Raw genomic sequence first — 18,534 nt, 5'->3', positions numbered from 1 at the left:
TTTTGTTTAGGGTTTATCGCTGTTAACTATTCACTGTTAACTGTTCACTGAATCACGCCGGCTCCGCCTCCGCGGATTTGATGGTCAGGTCGAGTTTGCCGTCTTTCTCGGCCACATCCACCTGTCCACCCTGCTCGGCCAGTTCGCCAAACAACAGCTTTTCGGCCAGCGGTTTCTTCAGCTGCTCCTGGATCAGGCGAGCCATCGGGCGTGCGCCCATGTCCTTGTCGTAGCCTTTCTCGGCCAGCCAGCGGCGGGCTGAATCGTCCACGTGCAGGACCACACCCTTTTCGTCCAGCTGGGCCTGCAGCTCCACCAGGAACTTGTCCACCACACCCAGGATCACCTCGGTATTGAGCGGCGCGAACTGGACAATGCCATCCAGACGATTGCGGAACTCGGGAGTGAACACCTTCTTGAGCATCTCCATGCCGTCGGTGCTGTTGTCCTGTTCGGTGAAGCCAATGGAACGTTTGTTCAGTACCTCGGCACCCGCATTGGTGGTCATGATCAGGATCACGTTGCGGAAATCCGCCTTGCGACCATTGTTATCCGTGAGAGTGGCGTTATCCATCACCTGCAGCAAGATGTTGAACACCTCCGGATGAGCCTTCTCGATCTCATCCAGCAGCAGTACACAATGTGGCGTCTTGGTGATCGCCTCGGTCAGCAGACCGCCCTGGTCGTAACCCACATACCCGGGAGGTGCGCCGATCAATCGGCTAACGGTGTGCCGCTCCATGTATTCAGACATATCGAAACGCACCAGCTCCACACCCAGGGCGCGGGCCAGCTGCCGGCTGACTTCGGTCTTGCCCACCCCGGTGGGGCCGGCAAACATGAAGCTACCGATCGGCTTGTTTTCGCCCTTGAGACCCGCCCGGGACAATTTGATGGCAGCAGAAATGGTGTCGATGGCGTCATCCTGGCCGAAAACGGTCATCTTCAGGTCCCGCTCCAGATTCCGCAGCAGCTCCTTGTCAGAAGACGAGACCTGCTTGGGTGGAATCCGGGCGATCTTGGCGACCATGTCTTCCACGTCACCCTCATCGATGGTGTGCTTGCGCTGCTCTTCAGGGCGTAGCCGTTGCCAGGCCCCCACCTCGTCAATCACATCGATAGCCTTGTCCGGCAGGTAGCGATCGTTGATATAACGGGCGCTCAGCTCAGCCGCCGCTTTCAGGGCCGCGTTGCTGTACTCCACATCATGGTGCTTCTCAAAGCGGGATTTGAGCCCCTTGAGAATACCCACGGTGTCTTCTACTGAGGGCTCCACCACATCGATTTTCTGGAAGCGGCGGGACAAAGCCCGGTCCTTCTCGAATACTCCCCGGTATTCCTGGAAGGTCGTGGATCCCATGCATTTCAGTTCGCCATTGGCCAACAACGGCTTGAGCAGGTTAGAGGCATCCATGACACCGCCTGACGCAGCCCCGGCACCAATGATGGTGTGAATTTCATCGATGAAGAGAATCGCGTTGGGCTCTTTCTTCAGGTCAGCCAGCAGGGTTTTCAGACGTTTCTCGAAGTCGCCACGGTACTTGGTCCCCGCCAGTAAGGCGCCCAGATCCAGCGAATAGACCGTGGCATCCAGCAAGGGCTCGGGCACCTTCTCTTCCACGATCATGCGAGCGAGACCTTCGGCAATGGCTGTCTTGCCCACGCCGGGCTCCCCGACCAGCAAGGGGTTGTTCTTGCGCCGGCGGCAGAGAATCTGGGCAGCCCGTTCGATCTCGAACGCGCGCCCGACCAGCGGATCGATACGATCTTCCCGGGCCAGCTCATTCAGGTTAGAGGCGTAGTTTTCCAGTGCTGAGGCCTGGCTGGCCGTCTCGCCGCCTTCTGCTTCCTGCTCCATTTCCGGCGGCGGAGTGGAGTCCTGCAGCTGGGAAATGCCGTGGGCAATGAAGTTGACCACGTCAAGGCGGTGGATGTCCTGACAGTTCAGGAAGTACACCGCCTGACTTTCCTGTTCATTGAAAATGGCCACCAGCACATTGGCACCGGTCACCTCTTTCTTGCCAGAAGACTGGACACTGAATACCGCGCGCTGCAGCACTCGCTGGAAACCCAGCGTGGGCTGGGTGTCACGGTCAGGATCGCTCTCCGGCAACAGTGGCGTAGAATCTTCGATAAACTGGCTCAGTGAATCCCGCAGGTCTTCCAGATCCGCGCCACAGGCGCGCAGCACTTCTACGGCTGCCTCGTTTTCCAGTAATGCCAGCAGCAGATGTTCCACGGTCATGAACTCATGACGGTGGCTGCGTGCATGACGGAACGCTTCGTTCAGCGTGATTTCCAGTTCTTTACTGAGCATAAGGCTACCTCACTGCCAGTACCCGATCAGGCTTGATCCACCTGACACATCAGCGGATGCTGATTTTCCCGGGCATATTCGACCACCTGAGTGGCCTTGGTTTCGGCGATGTCCTGGGGGTAAATCCCGCACACTGCCTTTCCTTCCGTATGCACCGCCAGCATGACTCGGGTGGCCTGCTCGCGCCCCATATTGAAGAAGTCCTCAAGCACCTCCACCACGAAATCCATCGGGGTGTAGTCATCGTTCAGCATCCACACCTTGTACATGGACGGCGGCTTGAGCTTGGGTTTGGCCTCTTCGACGGCCAGGTCTCCATGGCGGTCCGGTTCTGAGGGTGAATCCGAGGGGCCGTACACAGGCCCGCCTTTCAGCTCATTCATTTCCGGTTGCCACTGATATTGCCAATTCATAAGTCGTTTAAACCGTTGTAACCCTGCTGGCGTCAACAGGCAATGATGAAATGATGGGCGGTCATCCTTTTTTCAAGCCCCCCATTCCCATGGATTTGTCACGGGGTTGACACCCTGCGACGCATGTTTAAAAGTTGCACAATAGTGACCGGTATCGATACCGGTGCCTACAGTGTAACGCAGCGGATACCGTTGAATAAAAAGAAACGGAAAGCCTTCAGGCTTTTCAAGCCATTGGATAGGCAGAGGGAAGGACCATGGCAACGGGAAGAGTAAAGTGGTTTAACAACGCCAAAGGGTACGGTTTTGTCAGGCCTGATGAAGGGGGTGAGGACCTGTTCGTTCATTACTCCTACATCCAGATGGACGGTTATAAAAGCCTCAAGGCAGGCCAGCCGGTGGAGTATGAAGTCCAGCCCGCCAACAAGGGGTTCCACGCCGTTAACCTGCGGGCCAATGGCGAGGCCAGCAACGAAGCCACCAACGAGGAAAGCAGCACCGACTGACCTTCATCGTCACGGCTGTTTTCTCTCCTCTGAACTCCGCTAAAGGAGCCGGGTCTCCGATCCGGCCTCCTGCGGCACGTCTGATGCCCCCCTGTCTCTTTTACCCAAGCGCACCGTTTCGACGGGAAAAGCATCGACTGCGATAGTTCGATCCTCTCTGCCTCTCTGCCCTGCCAGCCTCGCTAACAGGCAGCGCACTCACCGTTGTCCGGCCCTGCAGATCGACAGACACAAAAAAGCCGGCATGCGCCGGCTTTTCTGTTTCACCGCTCAACTCAGACCTTGTCCATGATCTTGTTGAAGGTGGCACTGGGGCGCATGGCGGCAGAGGCCTTGCTGAAGTCCGGGTTATAGTACCCGCCGATATCAGTGGGCGAACCCTGCACGGCAATCATTTCAGCGACAATCTTCTCCTCGTTTTCCGTCAACGCCGAGGCAATAGGCGCGAACTTCTCTTTCAGTTCGGCATTCTCGTCCTGGGCGGCCAATGCCTGGGCCCAGTACATGGCCACGTAGAAATGGCTTACCCGGTTATCCGGTTCACCCACCTTTCGTGACGGCGCCTTGTTCTCTTCCAGATAGCGCTCATTGGCCTTGTCCAGTGCGGCGGCAATCACCCGGGCGGTCTCATTTCCATATTTCTCGCCCAGCTCCTCAATGGATACGGCCAGCGCAAGGAATTCACCCAGTGAATCCCAGCGCAGGTGGTTCTCCTCCAGGAATTGCTGCACATGCTTGGGGGCAGATCCACCGGCACCGGTTTCATACAGGCCACCACCGGCCATCAGCGGCACAATGGACAGCATCTTGGCACTGGTGCCCAGCTCCAGGATCGGGAACAGGTCGGTGAGATAATCACGCAACACATTACCGGTAACGGAAATCGTATCCTTGCCTCGAATCATCCGCTCCATGGTGTAGCGAATGGCCTGTACCGGGGACATGATGCGGATATCCAGGCCTTCGGTGTCATGCTCTTTGAGGTATTTCTTGACCTTGAGGATCAGTTGCGCGTCATGGGCGCGTTCCTTGTCCAACCAGAAAATGGCCGGGGTATTGCTCTGCCGGGCACGGACTACGGCCAGCTTCACCCAGTCACGGATAGGCAGATCCTTGGCCTGACACATGCGCCAGATATCGCCTTCTTCCACCTCATGGCTGAGTAGAACCTCACCATCCTCACGGACCACCCGCATGGTGCCCGCGTCCTTCATTTCGAAGGTCTTGTCATGGGAGCCGTATTCTTCAGCTTTCTGGGCCATCAGCCCCACATTGGGGACCGAACCGCAGGTAACCGGGTCAAAGGCACCATGGGTTTTGCAGAAGTTGATCACTTCCTGGTAGATGGTGGCGTAAGTGCTTTCCGGAATCACCGCCTTGGTGTCCTTGAGCTTGCCGTCGGCACCATACATCTTGCCACCCTGACGGATCATGGCTGGCATTGACGCATCCACGATCACATCGGACGGCACATGCAGATTGGAGATGCCGCGGTCAGAGTCGACCATGGCCAGTTCCGGGCGGTGCAGATAGCAGGCACGGATGGTGGATTCAATCTCCAGACGCTGGGAGATCGGCAATTCCTCGATTTTCTGGTAGATGTTGCTCAGGCCATTGTTGGGATTGGCGCCAATCTCTTCCAGAACATCGCCATGTTTTTCAAACAGCTCCTTGTAGAAACAGCGAACTGCGTGACCAAACACAATGGGGTGGGAGACCTTCATCATGGTGGCTTTGACGTGCAATGAGAACAGAATGCCCGTGTTCTTGGCGTCTTCGATCTGTTCGTCAAAAAACTGGCACAGGGCCTTCTTGCTCATGTACATGGCATCGATGACTTCGCCATCAAGCAGCGGCAATTCGGGCTTCTTGAGAGATACCTTGCCGTTCTTGTCGACAAACTCGATACGGACCTTGCAGCCCTTTTCGATGGTGGTGGAGGTCTCGTGGGAGAAGAAGTCGCCTCCCCGCATGTGGGCCACATGGGTCCGTGATGCCGGGCTCCAGTAGCCCATGCTATGCGGGTTCTTGCGGGCATAATTCTTTACTGCCTGGGGCGCGCGACGGTCCGAGTTACCTTCACGCAGCACCGGATTCACTGCGGAACCAAGCACCTTGGCATAGCGAGCCTGGATGTCTTCTTCCTTCTCGTTGCTGGGCTCATCCGGGTATTCAGGAACCTTGTAACCGTGTTCATTCAACTCGGCGATGGCCGCTCGGAGCTGCGGAATGGAGGCACTGATATTGGGAAGCTTGATGATATTCGCTTCGGGGTTCTGGGTCAGTTCGCCCAGCTCGGCGAGGTTGTCGCTGACCTTCTGGTCGTCGGAAAGATAGTCAGGGAAGGAGGCCAGAATACGTGCAGCCAGTGAGATGTCGCTGCTTTCAACTTCGATCCCGGCGATCGAAGTAAATTTCTCAATAATAGGCAAAAAGGAGTAGGTCGCGAGGGCTGGCGCCTCGTCTGTCATCGTATAAATAATTTTAGGCGTGGTCATAGAATTACAGGTCCCAATTGTATTGGCAGAGCTTCCCGCCTGACACGAGCCGGCTTTTGACCGTCAGATCAGCGGGTCTAAAAAGGACGAATCCTTTAAAAATCGTATTCCGCATGCGCTGGCGAGTATAGCACTGACCGTATAGCCTTGTTAGCGTGGCCGGCCAGCAACACGACTCAAATTATCAATAAGCCCTATCAGGATTGTCATTTCCCATGGCGAAATTGATCTTGTTAAACAAACCCTTTCAGGTTTTATCCCAGTTTCAGGACGACCAGGGACGTCGGACCCTGAGTGAATTCATACCAGTCCCCGGTGTTTACCCGGCAGGCCGTCTGGACTGGGATTCTGAAGGCCTGTTGTTGCTGACCGATGACGGTAGCCTCCAGGCCAGAATCAGCAGCCCCCGGTTTCATTTACCCAAGACCTATCTGGTTCAGGTTGAAGGTAAACCCGGGGCCCCGGAGCTGCAAAAATTACGCCAGGGGATTACGCTCAAGGACGGGCCCACGCGGCCTGCCCAGGTTGAGCACATCGCCGCGCCCAATCTGTGGCCACGTAACCCGCCGGTACGCTCACGCAAAACGGTAGCGGATAGCTGGCTGAGACTCACCATAGACGAAGGTCGAAACCGACAGGTAAGGCGCATGACCGCCGCCATTGGCTGCCCTACCCTGCGGCTGGTGCGCTGGCAGATCGGTGACTGGACGCTGGATGGGCTTGAGCCAGGCCAGTGGCGGGCTACCGAGGTTCATGCTCCGGCCCGTCGGCCAGCCAGGAAGAAGCCGCAAGGGCGTCGCGCTCGCGGGCCTCGACCCAGTGCCAATGGCCGCCGATAAGCTCTTTTTTCCAGAACGGGGCACGGGTCTTCAGGATATCCATGATGTAGCTGCACGCCTCGAAGGCCGCCTGGCGATGTTCTGCGCTCACCGCCACCTGAACGATTTCGTCCCCGCGCGTCATGGTGCCAACCCTGTGCACCACCCAGGCACCATTGAGGGGCCATTTTGACAAACTGTGATCAACAATGGTGCCCAGCAGACGCTCCGTCATGCCGGGGTAATGCTCCAGGTGCAACGCTTCTACCCGGCCGTCCTCATCCCGCACATGGCCGGAAAACTGCACAATAGCGCCGCTCAGCCCCTGATCATGGAGCCAGGCAAGGGGCGCGGCACTGTCCAGCGCAGCCTCCTGGATATGGATATGCCGCTTCATCCGCCTGTCACCGGCGGGAACAGGGCAATCACATCGCCGTCCTCGATATCTGACTCATCGCTGGCCAGAACCTCATTCACTGCCACCATGCGGCATGGCGTTGCGGCAAAGGCCCTGGCCAGGGTTTCATCGCTGTTCTCCAGCCAGACGACAAGTTGCGCCACGGTGCTCACCCCATCGGGAAGCGCCAGTTCCAGCAGCTCTTGCCCTGCCCGTTCCCGCAACGCGGCAAACAATCGCACCTGAATCATTCTGTTACCCTTTACCGGATTGATCCCTGCGGAAGTGACCACTGCGCCCTCCCGCCTTTTCGAGCAGACACACACTTTCAATTACCATGCCGCGGTCCACAGCCTTGCACATGTCATAAAGTGTCAGGGCAGCCACGGATGCAGCCGTGAGCGCCTCCATCTCAACCCCGGTGGTGCCGCTTAGGCGGCAAAGTGTCTCGATCCTGAGGCAGTCCTCACCTTCCGCTTCGATATGCACATTGACCTTGGTCAGCAACAACGGGTGACAAAGTGGAATCAGGTCCCAGGTCTTTTTCGCGGCCTGAATACCGGCGATACGAGCTGTCGCAAGCACGTCGCCCTTGGGATGGCGCTGATCCAGGATCATGGCCAGGGTCTCGGGCTGCATTCTCACGTGGGCCTGCGCCACTGCAGTTCGCTGTGTCACCGCCTTTTCTGTCACATCCACCATCTGCGCCTGCCCATGGGCATCGAGATGGGTAAAGGGTTGCTCTGACATGGTTACTCCCGGCCTGTTGTCGAAGCGCTGGCTGCGCTACCATTCCCGCCTTTCCATACAGCATCGTGCCTGATTGAGCATTATCCGGCACCCGTATTGGCAGAATCGCTATGAACAGCTTCGAGCCGCACATTACTGTGGCCTGCGTGGTGGAACAAGACGGTCGCTTCCTCTTCGTTCGCGAAATGAGCAAAGGCAAGGAAGTACTCAACCAGCCAGCCGGTCATGCTGAATTCGGTGAAACCCTGGTGCAGGCCGCCTATCGTGAAACACTGGAAGAGACCGCCTGGCAGGTTGAGATCACAGATTTGCTGGGCTGGTATATCTTCCAGCCGCAGAAAGGTGGCGGGGTCTATTATCGTACGTGTTTCGTGGCCCGCCCGGTGAGCCATGATCCCCGCCAGAAGTTGGATACCGGCATTCTGGAAGCTCTCTGGCTGACCCCGGAGGAACTGCGCGCGCAACGCGAGCACCACCGCAGCGCCCTGGTGGAGCGCTGTCTGGACGATTATCTGTCCGGCCGTCGCCTGCCACTGGACACCATTTATCAGCATCCCTGGCCGCTACAGCGCGGCTGATGGTCAAAGGCAGCAAGATGACGAAAGCCCCTCAAGATACCCGAGTCATCGTCGGCATGTCCGGCGGTGTGGACTCTTCCGTGGCCGCCGCCCGCCTGATTGATGCGGGTTACCAGGTGGAAGGCCTGTTCATGAAGAACTGGAATGAGGACGACGGCACTGAATACTGTACGGCCCGTGAAGACCTGCTGGACGCCATGCAAGTCGCCGGTGTACTGGGCATCGAGCTGCATACCGCCAATTTCGCTGCCGAGTACTGGGACCGGGTTTTCGAACATTTCCTTGAGGAATACCGGGCCGGGCGTACACCCAATCCCGATATCCTCTGCAACAAGGAAATCAAGTTTCAGGCCTTTCTTGATCATGCGGTCACCCTCGGAGCCGATTATATTGCCACCGGCCATTACGCCCAGGTGGATCACAACGGCCCTGCCCGTCTGCTCCGTGCCGTGGACACCAACAAGGACCAGACCTACTTCCTGCATGCGGTGGATTACCGCAAGTTCGACCAGACCCTGTTTCCACTGGGGGACCTGGAAAAGCCCGCCGTGCGGCGCATTGCCGAAGAGAAAGGCTTTGCCAATCACAAGAAGAAGGACTCAACCGGGATCTGCTTCATCGGTGAGCGTCGTTTCAAGGATTTCCTCGAGCAGTATCTGCCGGCGCAGCCCGGCAGGATCGAAGATGATCATGGCAACGTGATCGGCGATCACGATGGGCTCATGTACTACACCCTTGGCCAACGCCAGGGCCTCGGTATCGGCGGCCGGGCTGACGCCAGTGACGCCCCCTGGTATGTGGCCGGCAAGGACCTGGATCGCAATGTACTGGTGGCTGTTCAGGGTACCGAGCACCCCATGCTCTACAGCCGTGAGCTGACCAGCGCGGCCATGCAATGGGTAGCGTTGCAGCCCCCACAACTGCCCACCAGACTGACCGCCAAGACCCGCTATCGCCAGCCGGATCAGGCCTGTACGGTCAGCGATGCCGGGCAGGGACGTGTCCACGTGGTATTTGATCAACCCCAGCGAGCCGTGACCCCCGGGCAATCGGTGGTGTTCTATGATGGTCCGGTCTGCTTGGGCGGCGCCCCCATTCAGCACACTGCATGAGCGAGCCAGGAGAGCCTATGAGCGAACGATTTACGCCAGAACAGCAGCAGGTACTGGCGCTTGCAGCCGTGTTTCAGGCTGCGCAGCTGGCTGACGATATCGCCCTGCGTGGCGACTGCGACCCCCGCGCCCTGCGCCCCCTGATAGAGGGGGTCATGGCACTGGATGCTGACAATTTTGACAGCATCTACCCACGTCCCGAACTGTTTCGTGAAGGCGTTGCGCTACTCAAGTTGAGCCTGAACCGTAATAGCGGCGGCGCGGCCCTGCGTCCGTTGAATTATGGCCTGGCACTGCTGCACCTGGCGGCCAAACTTGCCAGGAATACCGATACCACCAATATCCTTCGCCACCGGTTGATGGCCCTGAACGGCCAGCAGGCCCATTTCAGCGATATGGCGGATGACGCCTTCTGTCACCGCCTTGCCAGCATCTATGTGGACACCCTGGGCACCTTCCGTTTCCGCATCCAGGTCAAGGGAGACCCTTCACACCTGCAGGATGAGGATAAGGCTGCCCGTATCCGCACCCTGTTTCTTTCCGGGGTCCGTGCAGCCTTCCTCTGGCAGCAGCTGGGAGGCAAGCGGTGGCACCTGCTGTTCAAGCGAAAGCAAATTCTCGCCACGCTTGAATCTATTAATATCAACTAGTTAAAGATATTTATTAAAGTACTTTATTCGCATGCGCATCTCTACAAAGCCGTTGTAGAAACGCAGCGAAGCGGAGTAACGTACGAAGTACGGCCCGAAGGGTGATCGCAGCGAATAACACCTGTCCAGGTGCGAACCCGGGCCTTGGCCAGGGCAAGGATTGCCGCCCACCCTACTTCTCAAATACGCAACATCAAGCCGGCAAACGCCGTGATCGCCCTTCTGTCGATTCCGTGCTGCGCACGGTTCGCCCCTGGAAGGGAGCTCCTACAGCGGCTTTCCCGGACAAGCACAAAGCGCTCCATGTCCCGCCATAATCAAACACGCAACCGCGCCCTTTTTGCTGTATCATTGCGCCGCTTTAAAACCCTAATTGGATGATTTGCGGAGCCTGACTCATGTCCAGCCTGAACACACTTACCGCCATTTCACCGGTCGACGGCCGCTATGCCGGCAAGGTCGATGCCCTGCGTAATACCACCAGTGAATACGGTCTGATCCGCTTCCGCGTGCATGTGGAAGTGAGCTGGCTGGAGCAACTCGCCCACGACAAGAATATTCCCGAAGTTCCGCTCATGAGCGGCCAGGCCGCCTGGCACCTGCGCGGTATCACCCGTGATTTTGAAACCGGCCATGCGGAGCGCATCAAGGAGATCGAAGCCACCACCAATCATGACGTGAAGGCGGTGGAATACTTCATCAAGGAACAGATGGCTGAGCACGAGGAACTGGCCGGCATGAGTGAATTCGTTCATTTTGCCTGCACCAGCGAGGACATCAACAACCTCTCCTACTCCCTGATGCTGAAGGAAGCCCGCGAGGTACTGCTGCCAACCATGGATCAAGTAATCAGTGCTATCCGCCGTCAGGCGCACAGCCTTGCCGATCAGCCCATGTTGTCACGTACCCACGGCCAGTCCGCCTCTCCCACCACCGTGGGCAAGGAAATGGCCAATGTGGCAGCGCGCCTGCAGCGTCAGCGTGACCAGTTCGCCGCCGTGGAACTGCTGGGCAAAATCAATGGTGCTGTGGGTAACTACAACGCCCACCTGTCCGCCTACCCGGAAGTGGACTGGGAAACGTTTGCCCGTCGCTTCGTGGAGAGCCTGGGGCTGACCTTCAACCCGTTCACTACCCAGATCGAGCCCCATGACTGCGTAGCCGAATACTTCCATGCCCTGATGCGTTTCAACACCGTCTTGCTGGACTTTGACCGTGATGTGTGGGGTTATATCTCGCTGGGGTACTTCAAACAGAAAACGGTGGAAGGCGAAGTAGGCTCTTCTACCATGCCCCACAAGGTCAATCCCATCGACTTCGAGAACTCCGAAGGCAACCTGGGCCTGGCCAATGCCATCATGGATCATCTGGCCGCCAAGCTGCCCATCTCCCGCTGGCAGCGCGACCTGACCGATTCCACTGTGCTGCGCAACGTGGGCGTGGGGCTTGCACACAGCCTGATCGCCTTCGAAGCCAGCCTGAAAGGCATTGGCAAGCTGGAAGTGAATCCGGCCCGTCTGGATGCCGATCTGGATGCCGCCTGGGAAGTGCTGGCCGAGCCCATTCAGACGGTGATGCGTCGCTATGGCATCGAGAAGCCCTACGAAAAACTCAAGGCGCTGACCCGCGGCAAAGACGGTATCAACCAGGAAACCCTGACGGCCTTCATCAACGACCTGGCGATCCCCGATGACGCCAAGGAACTGTTGCTGGCCATGACTCCTGCCAGCTATGTGGGCTCCGCCGCGTCCCAGGCCCGCAGCATCTAACTGGACCCAGACAGGAGCAGCCGGGCTGCTCCTGTTATTCCCCGGAATGCCCATGACCGCCTCCCTCCCCCGATTCCAGCTTCCCCTGCCTGCCGACGACTTTCTGTGCAAACACTGGCAGAAGACCCCGCTGTTTATGCCGGGGGCCGCCACAGGCCTGGACAACCCGGACGCTGACACCCTGGCGGGACTGGCGCTGGAAGAAGGGGTTGAAGCACGCATCATTCAAGGTGCCGGCAATGGCCCCTGGCAGCTGCAGCAAGGGCCACTGGAAGAATCCGTGTTTGACCGGTTGGGGGAAGAGAACTGGACCCTGCTGGTGCAATCGGTGGATCACTTCCTCACCGATACCTCCCTGCTGCTGGACAGCTTCAGCTTCCTGCCTAACTGGCGGCTTGAAGACATCATGATGAGCTACGCGGCCAAAGGCGGCAGCGTCGGGCCCCATTTTGACCGTTATGACGTCTTCCTGATCCAGGCCGCGGGGACCCGCCGCTGGCAGATTGGCGATGTCTGTGATGACAGCAGCCCTCGTCAGCCCCACCCGGACTTGAAGTTGCTGGCTGACATGTCCGTGCGGGAAGAATTCGTGGCCCGTCCCGGGGACGTACTTTACCTGCCACCCGGGGTGGCACATCACGGGGTGGCTGAAGACAGTGACTGCCTCACCTGGTCAGTGGGATTCAGGGCCCCGGATTATCAGATGTTGATGGCGGAAATTGCGGGGGAGTGCCTGGCAGAAGCGGACAGCGAACTGTTCAGCGATCCTGACCGGGTGGCCACCGACAATCCCGCCGTTCTTGCCGATGCCGATCGTCAACAGCTGGTACGTGGCGCCCTGGATCTGTTACGCCCCGAGGCCATTGAAAATGCGGTTTATCGCTGGCTCTCCACCCCTCGGCAGGATGGGCTTGAATTTGCGGTGGATGACCACCATATTCGCTCCCGCGATGCGCAGATCAAGCTGGTTCGTCATGGCAGCACTCGCCTGCTGATGCAGGGAAAACGGGTCTGGCTTAACGGAGAAGCGCACTCGCTCACAGACAAACAACGTCCTCTGGTGCATCTTCTCGCCAGCCAACGTCGCTACACCCATAACGAGCTGGAAGCGGTCATGACAGAGGCCGCCCAGGAATTGCTACATGAATGGATTGAACAGGGCTATTTCGCCCCGCTATAACGAGACCCCCATGGCTATCAGCATCATCGAAACCCGCTGGGGCGAGCATGAAGCAGCACTGCGCTCGCTGCGTCAGAAGGTATTCATCGAGGAACAGCGTGTTCCGGAAGAGCTGGAATGGGACGGCGAAGACAATAACGCCATCCATTTCCTGGCCCTGGACGCCGATCAGCAACCGGCTGGCTGTATTCGCCTGCTACCCACTGGCCAGATCAGTCGCCTGTGTGTGCTCTCTGAACACCGCAACAACGGTGTTGGCAGTTCCCTGCTGGTGGCCGCCGAGGAAGCCGCCAGAGCCAAAGGCATGGAAGAAATCTTTCTGCATGCCCAGACCCATGCCACCAGCTTTTATGAAGCTGCCGGTTTCTCCGTAACCGGGGGCATCTTCATGGACGCCAACATCCCCCACCGTCAGATGTTCAAACCCCTGCTCTGACTGGCATGCCCATCGAGCTGGAAATCGGCAAAAATGACACGCTTCACAGCCTGTCGCCCAGTGAGGCCAGCCAAGCGCTGGCCTTACTGGTTTCTGCTTGTCGCCGCACTCTCTGGATACGTGTCCCGGTGCTCGATGAACTCACTGCGCACAGCCAGGTCTGTGATGCTATCAAGGCCCTCGCCATCAGCAGTGAGCGTGTCGATATCCGGATCCTCTATGATGATCAGGAGGCCGCCGTCCGCGACGGCCATCGGCTGATCCACCTGGCCCGGCGCCTGCCCTCGCGCATTCACCTTCGCCAGACCCAGCCTGACGACCGTGATGCACAGGCCTGTCATGCCATTGGCGATGGGACAGGCCTGCTTGACGCACAGGGCTGGCCACGCCCGGCGAGAGTTCACCTCTGCGCCCATCGCCTGCCCCACGCGCCACGCCTGGCACGGGATTTCCAGACACTCTGGGAACGGTCATCGGGGAGCCCCGAGCTCAGGGAGTTGAGGCTTTAGACAGCGTCGCGCTGCGAGAAGACATCTGATCCGGGAGCGCAGACTGTATCTTAAATCGCGCAAAGCGCGTTTCGGGGGCGAGTTTCGGCAGACAAATCCAGCCCATTTCGTTCGGCAAGCACTTCAGGCGCTGCTTGTACGTTACCAATAAAGCACTGTCGTCCCCCTCAATAGCAATGAGAGAGAGCCTGCACGCGAAGGAGGCGGGGGGATTCGCTTGCAAGCAAGCTCCCACAGCCGTGTGAGGGAGTATGTCGCAGGAGCGGTCGTCCGACCGCGACCCAAAAAGCTCAGCTCAAGACCCTCGCGGTGGAACCACCGCTCCCACAGAGGAATTTGAGATTAGTTCTGTGGGAGTCTGCCTGCAGACGATAATACGGTCGGCGACGCCCACCAATTGCAGGCAAGCTCCCACAAAGGAAAGGGCTTCCTGTTTTGTCGAAACGCCAGTCGCGGTGCGAAAAACACAAGCGCCGTGCGGGTCGCGGCCGCCCCCGAAGGGCATAGCAAACGCCGCTCCTTGCAAATAGCCAATCATTCCCGGAATCATTGAATGACTTTAATGTCAGGGATCTCCCCTGAAAAAAAAATGCGGCCACCCGCCGGGCAGCACCCGCTCCACCATCCCGCTTCGCTATTAACTATTCATTATTAACTATTAACGACTCACTCAGCCTCGCCAACAGTTGCCAATTCACCTGCCCACTGGCCTGATACTTCTCCTCGAAGTCTGTCACCGGCTCGTGACCTTCCGGCAATGGGTCAATCTGTGCGCAATGGCCGCTCAGCAGCAGGGCTGACTGGACTTCCTGCAGATAGACAGGCCAGTTGCTCCGCAGCTCCAGTTCACCACCCAGGGCCAGCACCGAGGGCCACACCGGATGGCCATGCCAGCGGCGTTTAAGATGAGCGCTTTTGGGCCAGGGATTGGGATAGAGAATCTGATGACGGGCCAGCTGCCAGCCGGCTTCTACCATCAATCGCCACAGCCCGGCACAATCGCTACGTAATAGCAAAAGGTTCTCCGGCAAAGGAGCGAAGCGACGCTGCGCTCTGGCTAGCCGGTCCTCTGACTGATCCACCCCGATCACAAGAGCCTTCGGATTAGCCTTGGCCAGATGCACCGAGGAGCGCCCTGTACCGCAGCCGCTGTCCAGCATCAGGGGCCGTGTTTCACCTTGCCGATTGCGCCATTCCTGTGCCCGGGCAAATGCGGCACGGTCGAAGTCAGCCAGGGGCGCCTGCCAGGCGCTATCCAGGTGGCGGCGGACCACCTTTTCCAGATCAGGATGCACACCGTCCTGGTTGGACTGGACCGCTCGACTGTTGGCAAACATGGGCACGGAATCTCTCTGATTGAACCAGGCGGCCATTATGCCTGTCAGATCAACCAGATGCAGGTTAGAGTGATGAAATAATGATACCGCCCGAGTCACCGATTTCAGCAAGGAGCGCCATGAGACGGATACTCGCGATCTTGTTACTGGGGCTTTCCCTTTCTGTCACTGCACAGGACATGAGCCTGCATGTCATCTCACGACCGGATGCTGCTGCCCTGGTACCGGTAATTGGCCCTCTCCTCCCGGATGGCGGTACCGTTAATGCCTATCAGGGCAAGCTCATCATCCGCACCACCAGCAGCAACTTCCAGGAATTACAGTCGGTACTGGGTGAACTGAACAGTAAACCCAAGGCCGTGACAGTCTTTCTGCGTCGTGCGGGTGGCAGCCATGAACAACGTTTCGGTGCGGATATAGAACTGTCCCGCAAGACATTTTCCGGCACCAACGCCGCTGTGCAGGTACAGCAGCAACAACGATACGCCAAGCGACACAGCGATTATCAGGTCAGAACCCTGAGCGGCTATTCCGCAGGGATCAACCAGGGCACCCTGCTGGCACTCAGCGGTGGCGATAACGGCACTTATCTGCACGCACTGGAACGGGGTATTCAGGTTACCCCGCAGGTCAACATGGACGGCACCGTGACACTGCAGATCCAGCAACGCCACGACCAGCCCGGCGGCCCTGGAATTGCCGACACCCAACACAGCGCCTCCACCCTGCGCCTGCAACCCGGCCAGTGGCAGCAGATGGGCACGATCAACACCGTCAACCAGACCACACAACAAGGCATAGGCCGCTATCAGAGCGCACGGCAGACGGTTACGTTGCCGATAGAGGTGATGGTGGAAGTTAATGAATAGTTAATAATGAATAATGAATAGCTACGCGAGCAGCTTTCATGTTTTTACAAACGCAAGAGGCCGCGCCCAACAATTGGGCGCGGCCTCTTTGCTTTCGGGCAATTAGCGACTCGCGAGCGCGCCGCTATTAATTATTAACTATTAATTATTAATTGCCTTCTTCAGCTCTCGGCGACGACGGTGCAGAACCGGCTCGGTGTAGCCGCTCGGCTGGGAGCAGCCTTCAAAGACCAGCTCAACCGCAGCCTGGAAGGCAACAGAGCCGTCGAAGTCCTTGGCCATGGGCGTGTACAGCGGATCGTTGGCGTTCTGGCGATCTACCACTTCGGCCATGCGCTTCAGGGTTTCCATCACCTGGTCTTTGTTGGTGATGCCGTGGTGCAGCCAGTTGGTCACGTGCTGGCTGGAAATACGCAGGGTGGCACGGTCTTCCATCAGGCCCACATCGTTGATGTCCGGCACCTTGGAACAGCCCACGCCCTGATCAATCCAGCGCACCATGTAACCCAGGATACCCTGGGCATTGTTATCCAACTCCTGCTGGATTTCGTCAGCGCTCAGCTCACGGTCCAGAAGCGGCAGGGTCAGGATATCGTCCAGTGAGGCTCGCTCACGGCTGGCCAGCTTGGCCTGTACTGCGGCCACATCCACTTCGTGGTAGTGGGTCACGTGCAGGGTGGCAGCGGTCGGAGACGGTACCCAGGCGCAGTTGGCGCCCGCGTTGGGGTGACCGGCCTTGTTAGCCATCATGGCTGCCATTTCGTCCGGCATGGCCCACATGCCCTTACCAATCTGGGCGTGGCCCGGCAGGCCGCATTCCAGACCAATATCCACGTTCCAGTCTTCGTAGGCCTTGATCCAGGCCATGCCTTTCATATCGCCCTTGCGTGCGAACGGACCGGCTTCCATGGAGGTGTGCATCTCATCACCGGTACGGTCAAGGAAACCGGTGTTGATGAAGATCACCCGGTCGCTGGCCTGACGGATACACTCCTTCAGGTTCACGGTGGTGCGACGCTCTTCATCCATGATGCCGATTTTAAGGGTCTTGTCTGCCAGGCCCAGGGCCTTCTCGACGCGACCGAACAGCTCAACGGCAAAGGCCACTTCTTCCGGACCATGCATCTTCGGCTTCACAATGTACACGGAGCCGGTACGGCTGTTGCTGAGCTTGTTGATCTTCTTCAGATCGTGCATGGCCGCCAGTACGGTGACCATGCCGTCCATGATGCCTTCCGGGGTTTCCTCACCGTTCATGAGGATGGCCGGGTTGGTCATCAGGTGACCCACGTTACGCACCAGCAGCAGGGAGCGGCCGTGCAGGGTCAGGGTGGAGCCGTCCAGCGCGGTGTACTCACGGTCACCGTTCATGGCACGGGTCATGGTCTTGCCACCCTTCTCGAAGCTTTCCTGCAGGTCGCCCTTCATCAGGCCAGCCCAGTTGCGGTAAACCTCTACCTTGTCTTCCGCATCCACGGCAGCCACGGAATCTTCACAATCCTGGATGGTGGTAATGGCGGATTCCAGCAGCACATCTTTCATGTTGGCCGCGTCGTCGGCACCGATTGGGTGGCTGGCATCGAACTGGATTTCAGCATGCAGGTTGTTGTGCTTGACCAGAACACCGCTGGGAGCCGCAGCATCGCCCAGGTAGCCTTTCAGCTGGGATTCGTCTTTGAGGCCGGTCTTCTCTTCGCCCAGGGACACTTCCAACTTGCCGTCAACGATGGCATAACCGGTGCTGTCCTTGTGGGAACCGCTGGCCAGCGGGAAGTAGTTGTCCAGGAAATCGCGAGCCCAGGCAATTACCTTGGCGCCACGTTTCGGGTTGTAGGCACCGCCTTTCTCGGCGCCGCCTTCGTCGGAAATCACGTCGGTGCCGTACAGGGCATCGTACAAGCTACCCCAGCGGGCGTTGGCCGCATTCAGGGCAAAACGGGCATTCTTCACCGGCACTACCAGCTGCGGACCAGCAATGCGACCGATTTCCTCGTCCACGTTGTCTGTGGTGACTTTGAAGTCTTCGCCTTCCGGCAGCAGGTAACCGATCTCGGTCAGGAACTGCTTGTATTCAGCCATGTCGATGGACTGGCCCTTGCGCGCTTTGTACCACTCGTCCAGCTGCGCCTGGATTGCTTCACGCTTTTCCAGCAGTGCCTTGTTCTTGGGTGCCAGGTCCTTGAGGATGGCTTCCAGCTCGGCCCAGAAGTGCTCCGGGTCCACGCCGGTACCCGGCGCAATCTCGTTGACTACCAGATCATGGAGTTCGGTAGCGATTTCGAGGCTACCCTTCTGAATACGATCGGTCATGGTGCTCCTACCCTTCTGGTCCAGAGAAGTCTTCAGTATATCGGCACTGTCCGTGAGAGCGGTTATAACCGCCGTGCGACCCACA

18 protein-coding genes are annotated in these 18,534 nt (G+C 58.2%); 10 read left to right on the top strand and 8 right to left on the bottom strand.

All coding sequences use genetic code 11. The features are described 5' to 3' along the window. Positions 1-52 precede the first annotated feature (52 nt). Both clpA and clpS read right to left on the bottom strand, forming a co-directional pair. Positions 53-2,317 (bottom strand): ATP-dependent Clp protease ATP-binding subunit ClpA, encoded by a 2,265-nt coding sequence (clpA, locus tag HF945_RS07385; RefSeq protein ID WP_290525103.1) that lies wholly within the window; start codon positions 2,315-2,317, stop codon positions 53-55. Between the two features lie 26 nt (positions 2,318-2,343). After that, positions 2,344-2,730: an ATP-dependent Clp protease adapter ClpS gene (gene clpS, locus HF945_RS07380; RefSeq protein WP_290525102.1), complete on the bottom strand. Its 387-nt coding sequence runs from the start codon at positions 2,728-2,730 to the stop codon at positions 2,344-2,346. A 257-nt stretch (positions 2,731-2,987) separates the two neighbouring features. On the opposite strand from clpS, the gene HF945_RS07375 reads away from it, so the two are divergent. After that, positions 2,988-3,236, top strand: coding sequence for a cold-shock protein (locus HF945_RS07375; protein ID WP_290525101.1), 249 nt, complete (start codon positions 2,988-2,990; stop codon positions 3,234-3,236). Positions 3,237-3,511: 275 nt separating this feature from the next. On the opposite strand, the gene HF945_RS07370 is transcribed toward HF945_RS07375, so the two are convergent. Continuing rightward, complete coding sequence (locus tag HF945_RS07370; protein ID WP_290525100.1) at positions 3,512-5,734, bottom strand: NADP-dependent isocitrate dehydrogenase; 2,223 nt, start codon at positions 5,732-5,734, stop codon at positions 3,512-3,514. Between the two features lie 215 nt (positions 5,735-5,949). Here HF945_RS07370 and HF945_RS07365 point away from each other — a divergent pair, with 215 nt between their 5' ends. Then, positions 5,950-6,573, top strand: a complete 624-nt coding sequence (locus HF945_RS07365; protein WP_290525099.1) for a pseudouridine synthase — start codon at positions 5,950-5,952, stop codon at positions 6,571-6,573. Here HF945_RS07365 and HF945_RS07360 read toward each other — a convergent pair. From HF945_RS07360 to moaC, 3 genes are read right to left on the bottom strand one after another with little or no spacing between them, the layout of a single operon-like run. Continuing rightward, complete coding sequence (locus HF945_RS07360) at positions 6,476-6,949, bottom strand: molybdenum cofactor biosynthesis protein MoaE (protein ID WP_290525098.1); 474 nt, start codon at positions 6,947-6,949, stop codon at positions 6,476-6,478. The two genes, HF945_RS07365 and HF945_RS07360, sit on opposite strands and share 98 nt — an antisense overlap. Further along, positions 6,946-7,200, bottom strand: a complete 255-nt coding sequence (moaD, locus tag HF945_RS07355; RefSeq protein ID WP_290525097.1) for a molybdopterin converting factor subunit 1 — start codon at positions 7,198-7,200, stop codon at positions 6,946-6,948. Before moaD ends, HF945_RS07360 begins: the two co-directional genes overlap by 4 nt. Positions 7,201-7,204: 4 nt before the next feature. After that, positions 7,205-7,699 (bottom strand): cyclic pyranopterin monophosphate synthase MoaC, encoded by a 495-nt coding sequence (gene moaC / locus HF945_RS07350; RefSeq protein ID WP_290525096.1) that lies wholly within the window; start codon positions 7,697-7,699, stop codon positions 7,205-7,207. Between the two features lie 110 nt (positions 7,700-7,809). On the opposite strand from moaC, the gene HF945_RS07345 reads away from it, so the two are divergent. The 7 genes from HF945_RS07345 to HF945_RS07315 all read left to right on the top strand — a co-directional run bounded on the left by HF945_RS07345 (position 7,810) and on the right by HF945_RS07315 (position 13,933). Beyond that, positions 7,810-8,277, top strand: a complete 468-nt coding sequence (locus HF945_RS07345; protein ID WP_290525095.1) for an NUDIX hydrolase — start codon at positions 7,810-7,812, stop codon at positions 8,275-8,277. Positions 8,278-8,294: 17 nt separating this feature from the next. Beyond that, the gene (mnmA, locus tag HF945_RS07340; protein ID WP_290525094.1) at positions 8,295-9,389 is read left to right on the top strand and encodes a tRNA 2-thiouridine(34) synthase MnmA; all 1,095 of its coding nucleotides are present in this window, start codon (positions 8,295-8,297) and stop codon (positions 9,387-9,389) included. Positions 9,390-9,406: 17 nt separating this feature from the next. Continuing rightward, positions 9,407-10,039, top strand: coding sequence for a high frequency lysogenization protein HflD (gene hflD, locus HF945_RS07335; RefSeq protein ID WP_290525093.1), 633 nt, complete (start codon positions 9,407-9,409; stop codon positions 10,037-10,039). Positions 10,040-10,437: 398 nt separating this feature from the next. Next, a complete protein-coding gene (gene purB, locus HF945_RS07330) occupies positions 10,438-11,808 on the top strand; it encodes an adenylosuccinate lyase (RefSeq protein ID WP_290525092.1) in 1,371 nt (456 codons plus the stop codon). A 52-nt stretch (positions 11,809-11,860) separates the two neighbouring features. Next, positions 11,861-12,988: a cupin domain-containing protein gene (locus HF945_RS07325; RefSeq protein ID WP_290525091.1), complete on the top strand. Its 1,128-nt coding sequence runs from the start codon at positions 11,861-11,863 to the stop codon at positions 12,986-12,988. 10 nt (positions 12,989-12,998) lie between these two features. After that, positions 12,999-13,424, top strand: coding sequence for a GNAT family N-acetyltransferase (locus HF945_RS07320; protein ID WP_290525090.1), 426 nt, complete (start codon positions 12,999-13,001; stop codon positions 13,422-13,424). A 5-nt stretch (positions 13,425-13,429) separates the two neighbouring features. Beyond that, complete coding sequence (locus tag HF945_RS07315; RefSeq protein ID WP_290525089.1) at positions 13,430-13,933, top strand: hypothetical protein; 504 nt, start codon at positions 13,430-13,432, stop codon at positions 13,931-13,933. 641 nt (positions 13,934-14,574) lie between these two features. Here the strand turns inward: HF945_RS07315 and HF945_RS07310 are convergent. Further along, entirely contained in the window at positions 14,575-15,306 is a 732-nt protein-coding gene (locus tag HF945_RS07310; protein WP_290525088.1) for a methyltransferase domain-containing protein, read from the bottom strand. 83 nt (positions 15,307-15,389) lie between these two features. Between HF945_RS07310 and HF945_RS07305 the strand changes: the two genes are divergently transcribed. Then, entirely contained in the window at positions 15,390-16,139 is a 750-nt protein-coding gene (locus tag HF945_RS07305; protein ID WP_290525087.1) for a hypothetical protein, read from the top strand. A gap of 141 nt (positions 16,140-16,280) precedes the next feature. Here HF945_RS07305 and HF945_RS07300 read toward each other — a convergent pair whose 3' ends face one another. Then, positions 16,281-18,449 carry a malate synthase G gene (locus tag HF945_RS07300; protein WP_290525086.1) on the bottom strand — a complete coding sequence of 723 codons (2,169 nt, stop codon included), beginning with the start codon at positions 18,447-18,449 and terminating at the stop codon, positions 16,281-16,283. Positions 18,450-18,534 lie beyond the last annotated feature (85 nt).

This window comes from Alcanivorax sp., from assembly GCF_017794965.1.
GTDB lineage: Bacteria > Pseudomonadota > Gammaproteobacteria > Pseudomonadales > Alcanivoracaceae > Alcanivorax.
The sequence above is the reverse complement of the archived record's forward strand: the minus strand, read 5'-3'. Positions and strand labels throughout refer to the sequence as shown.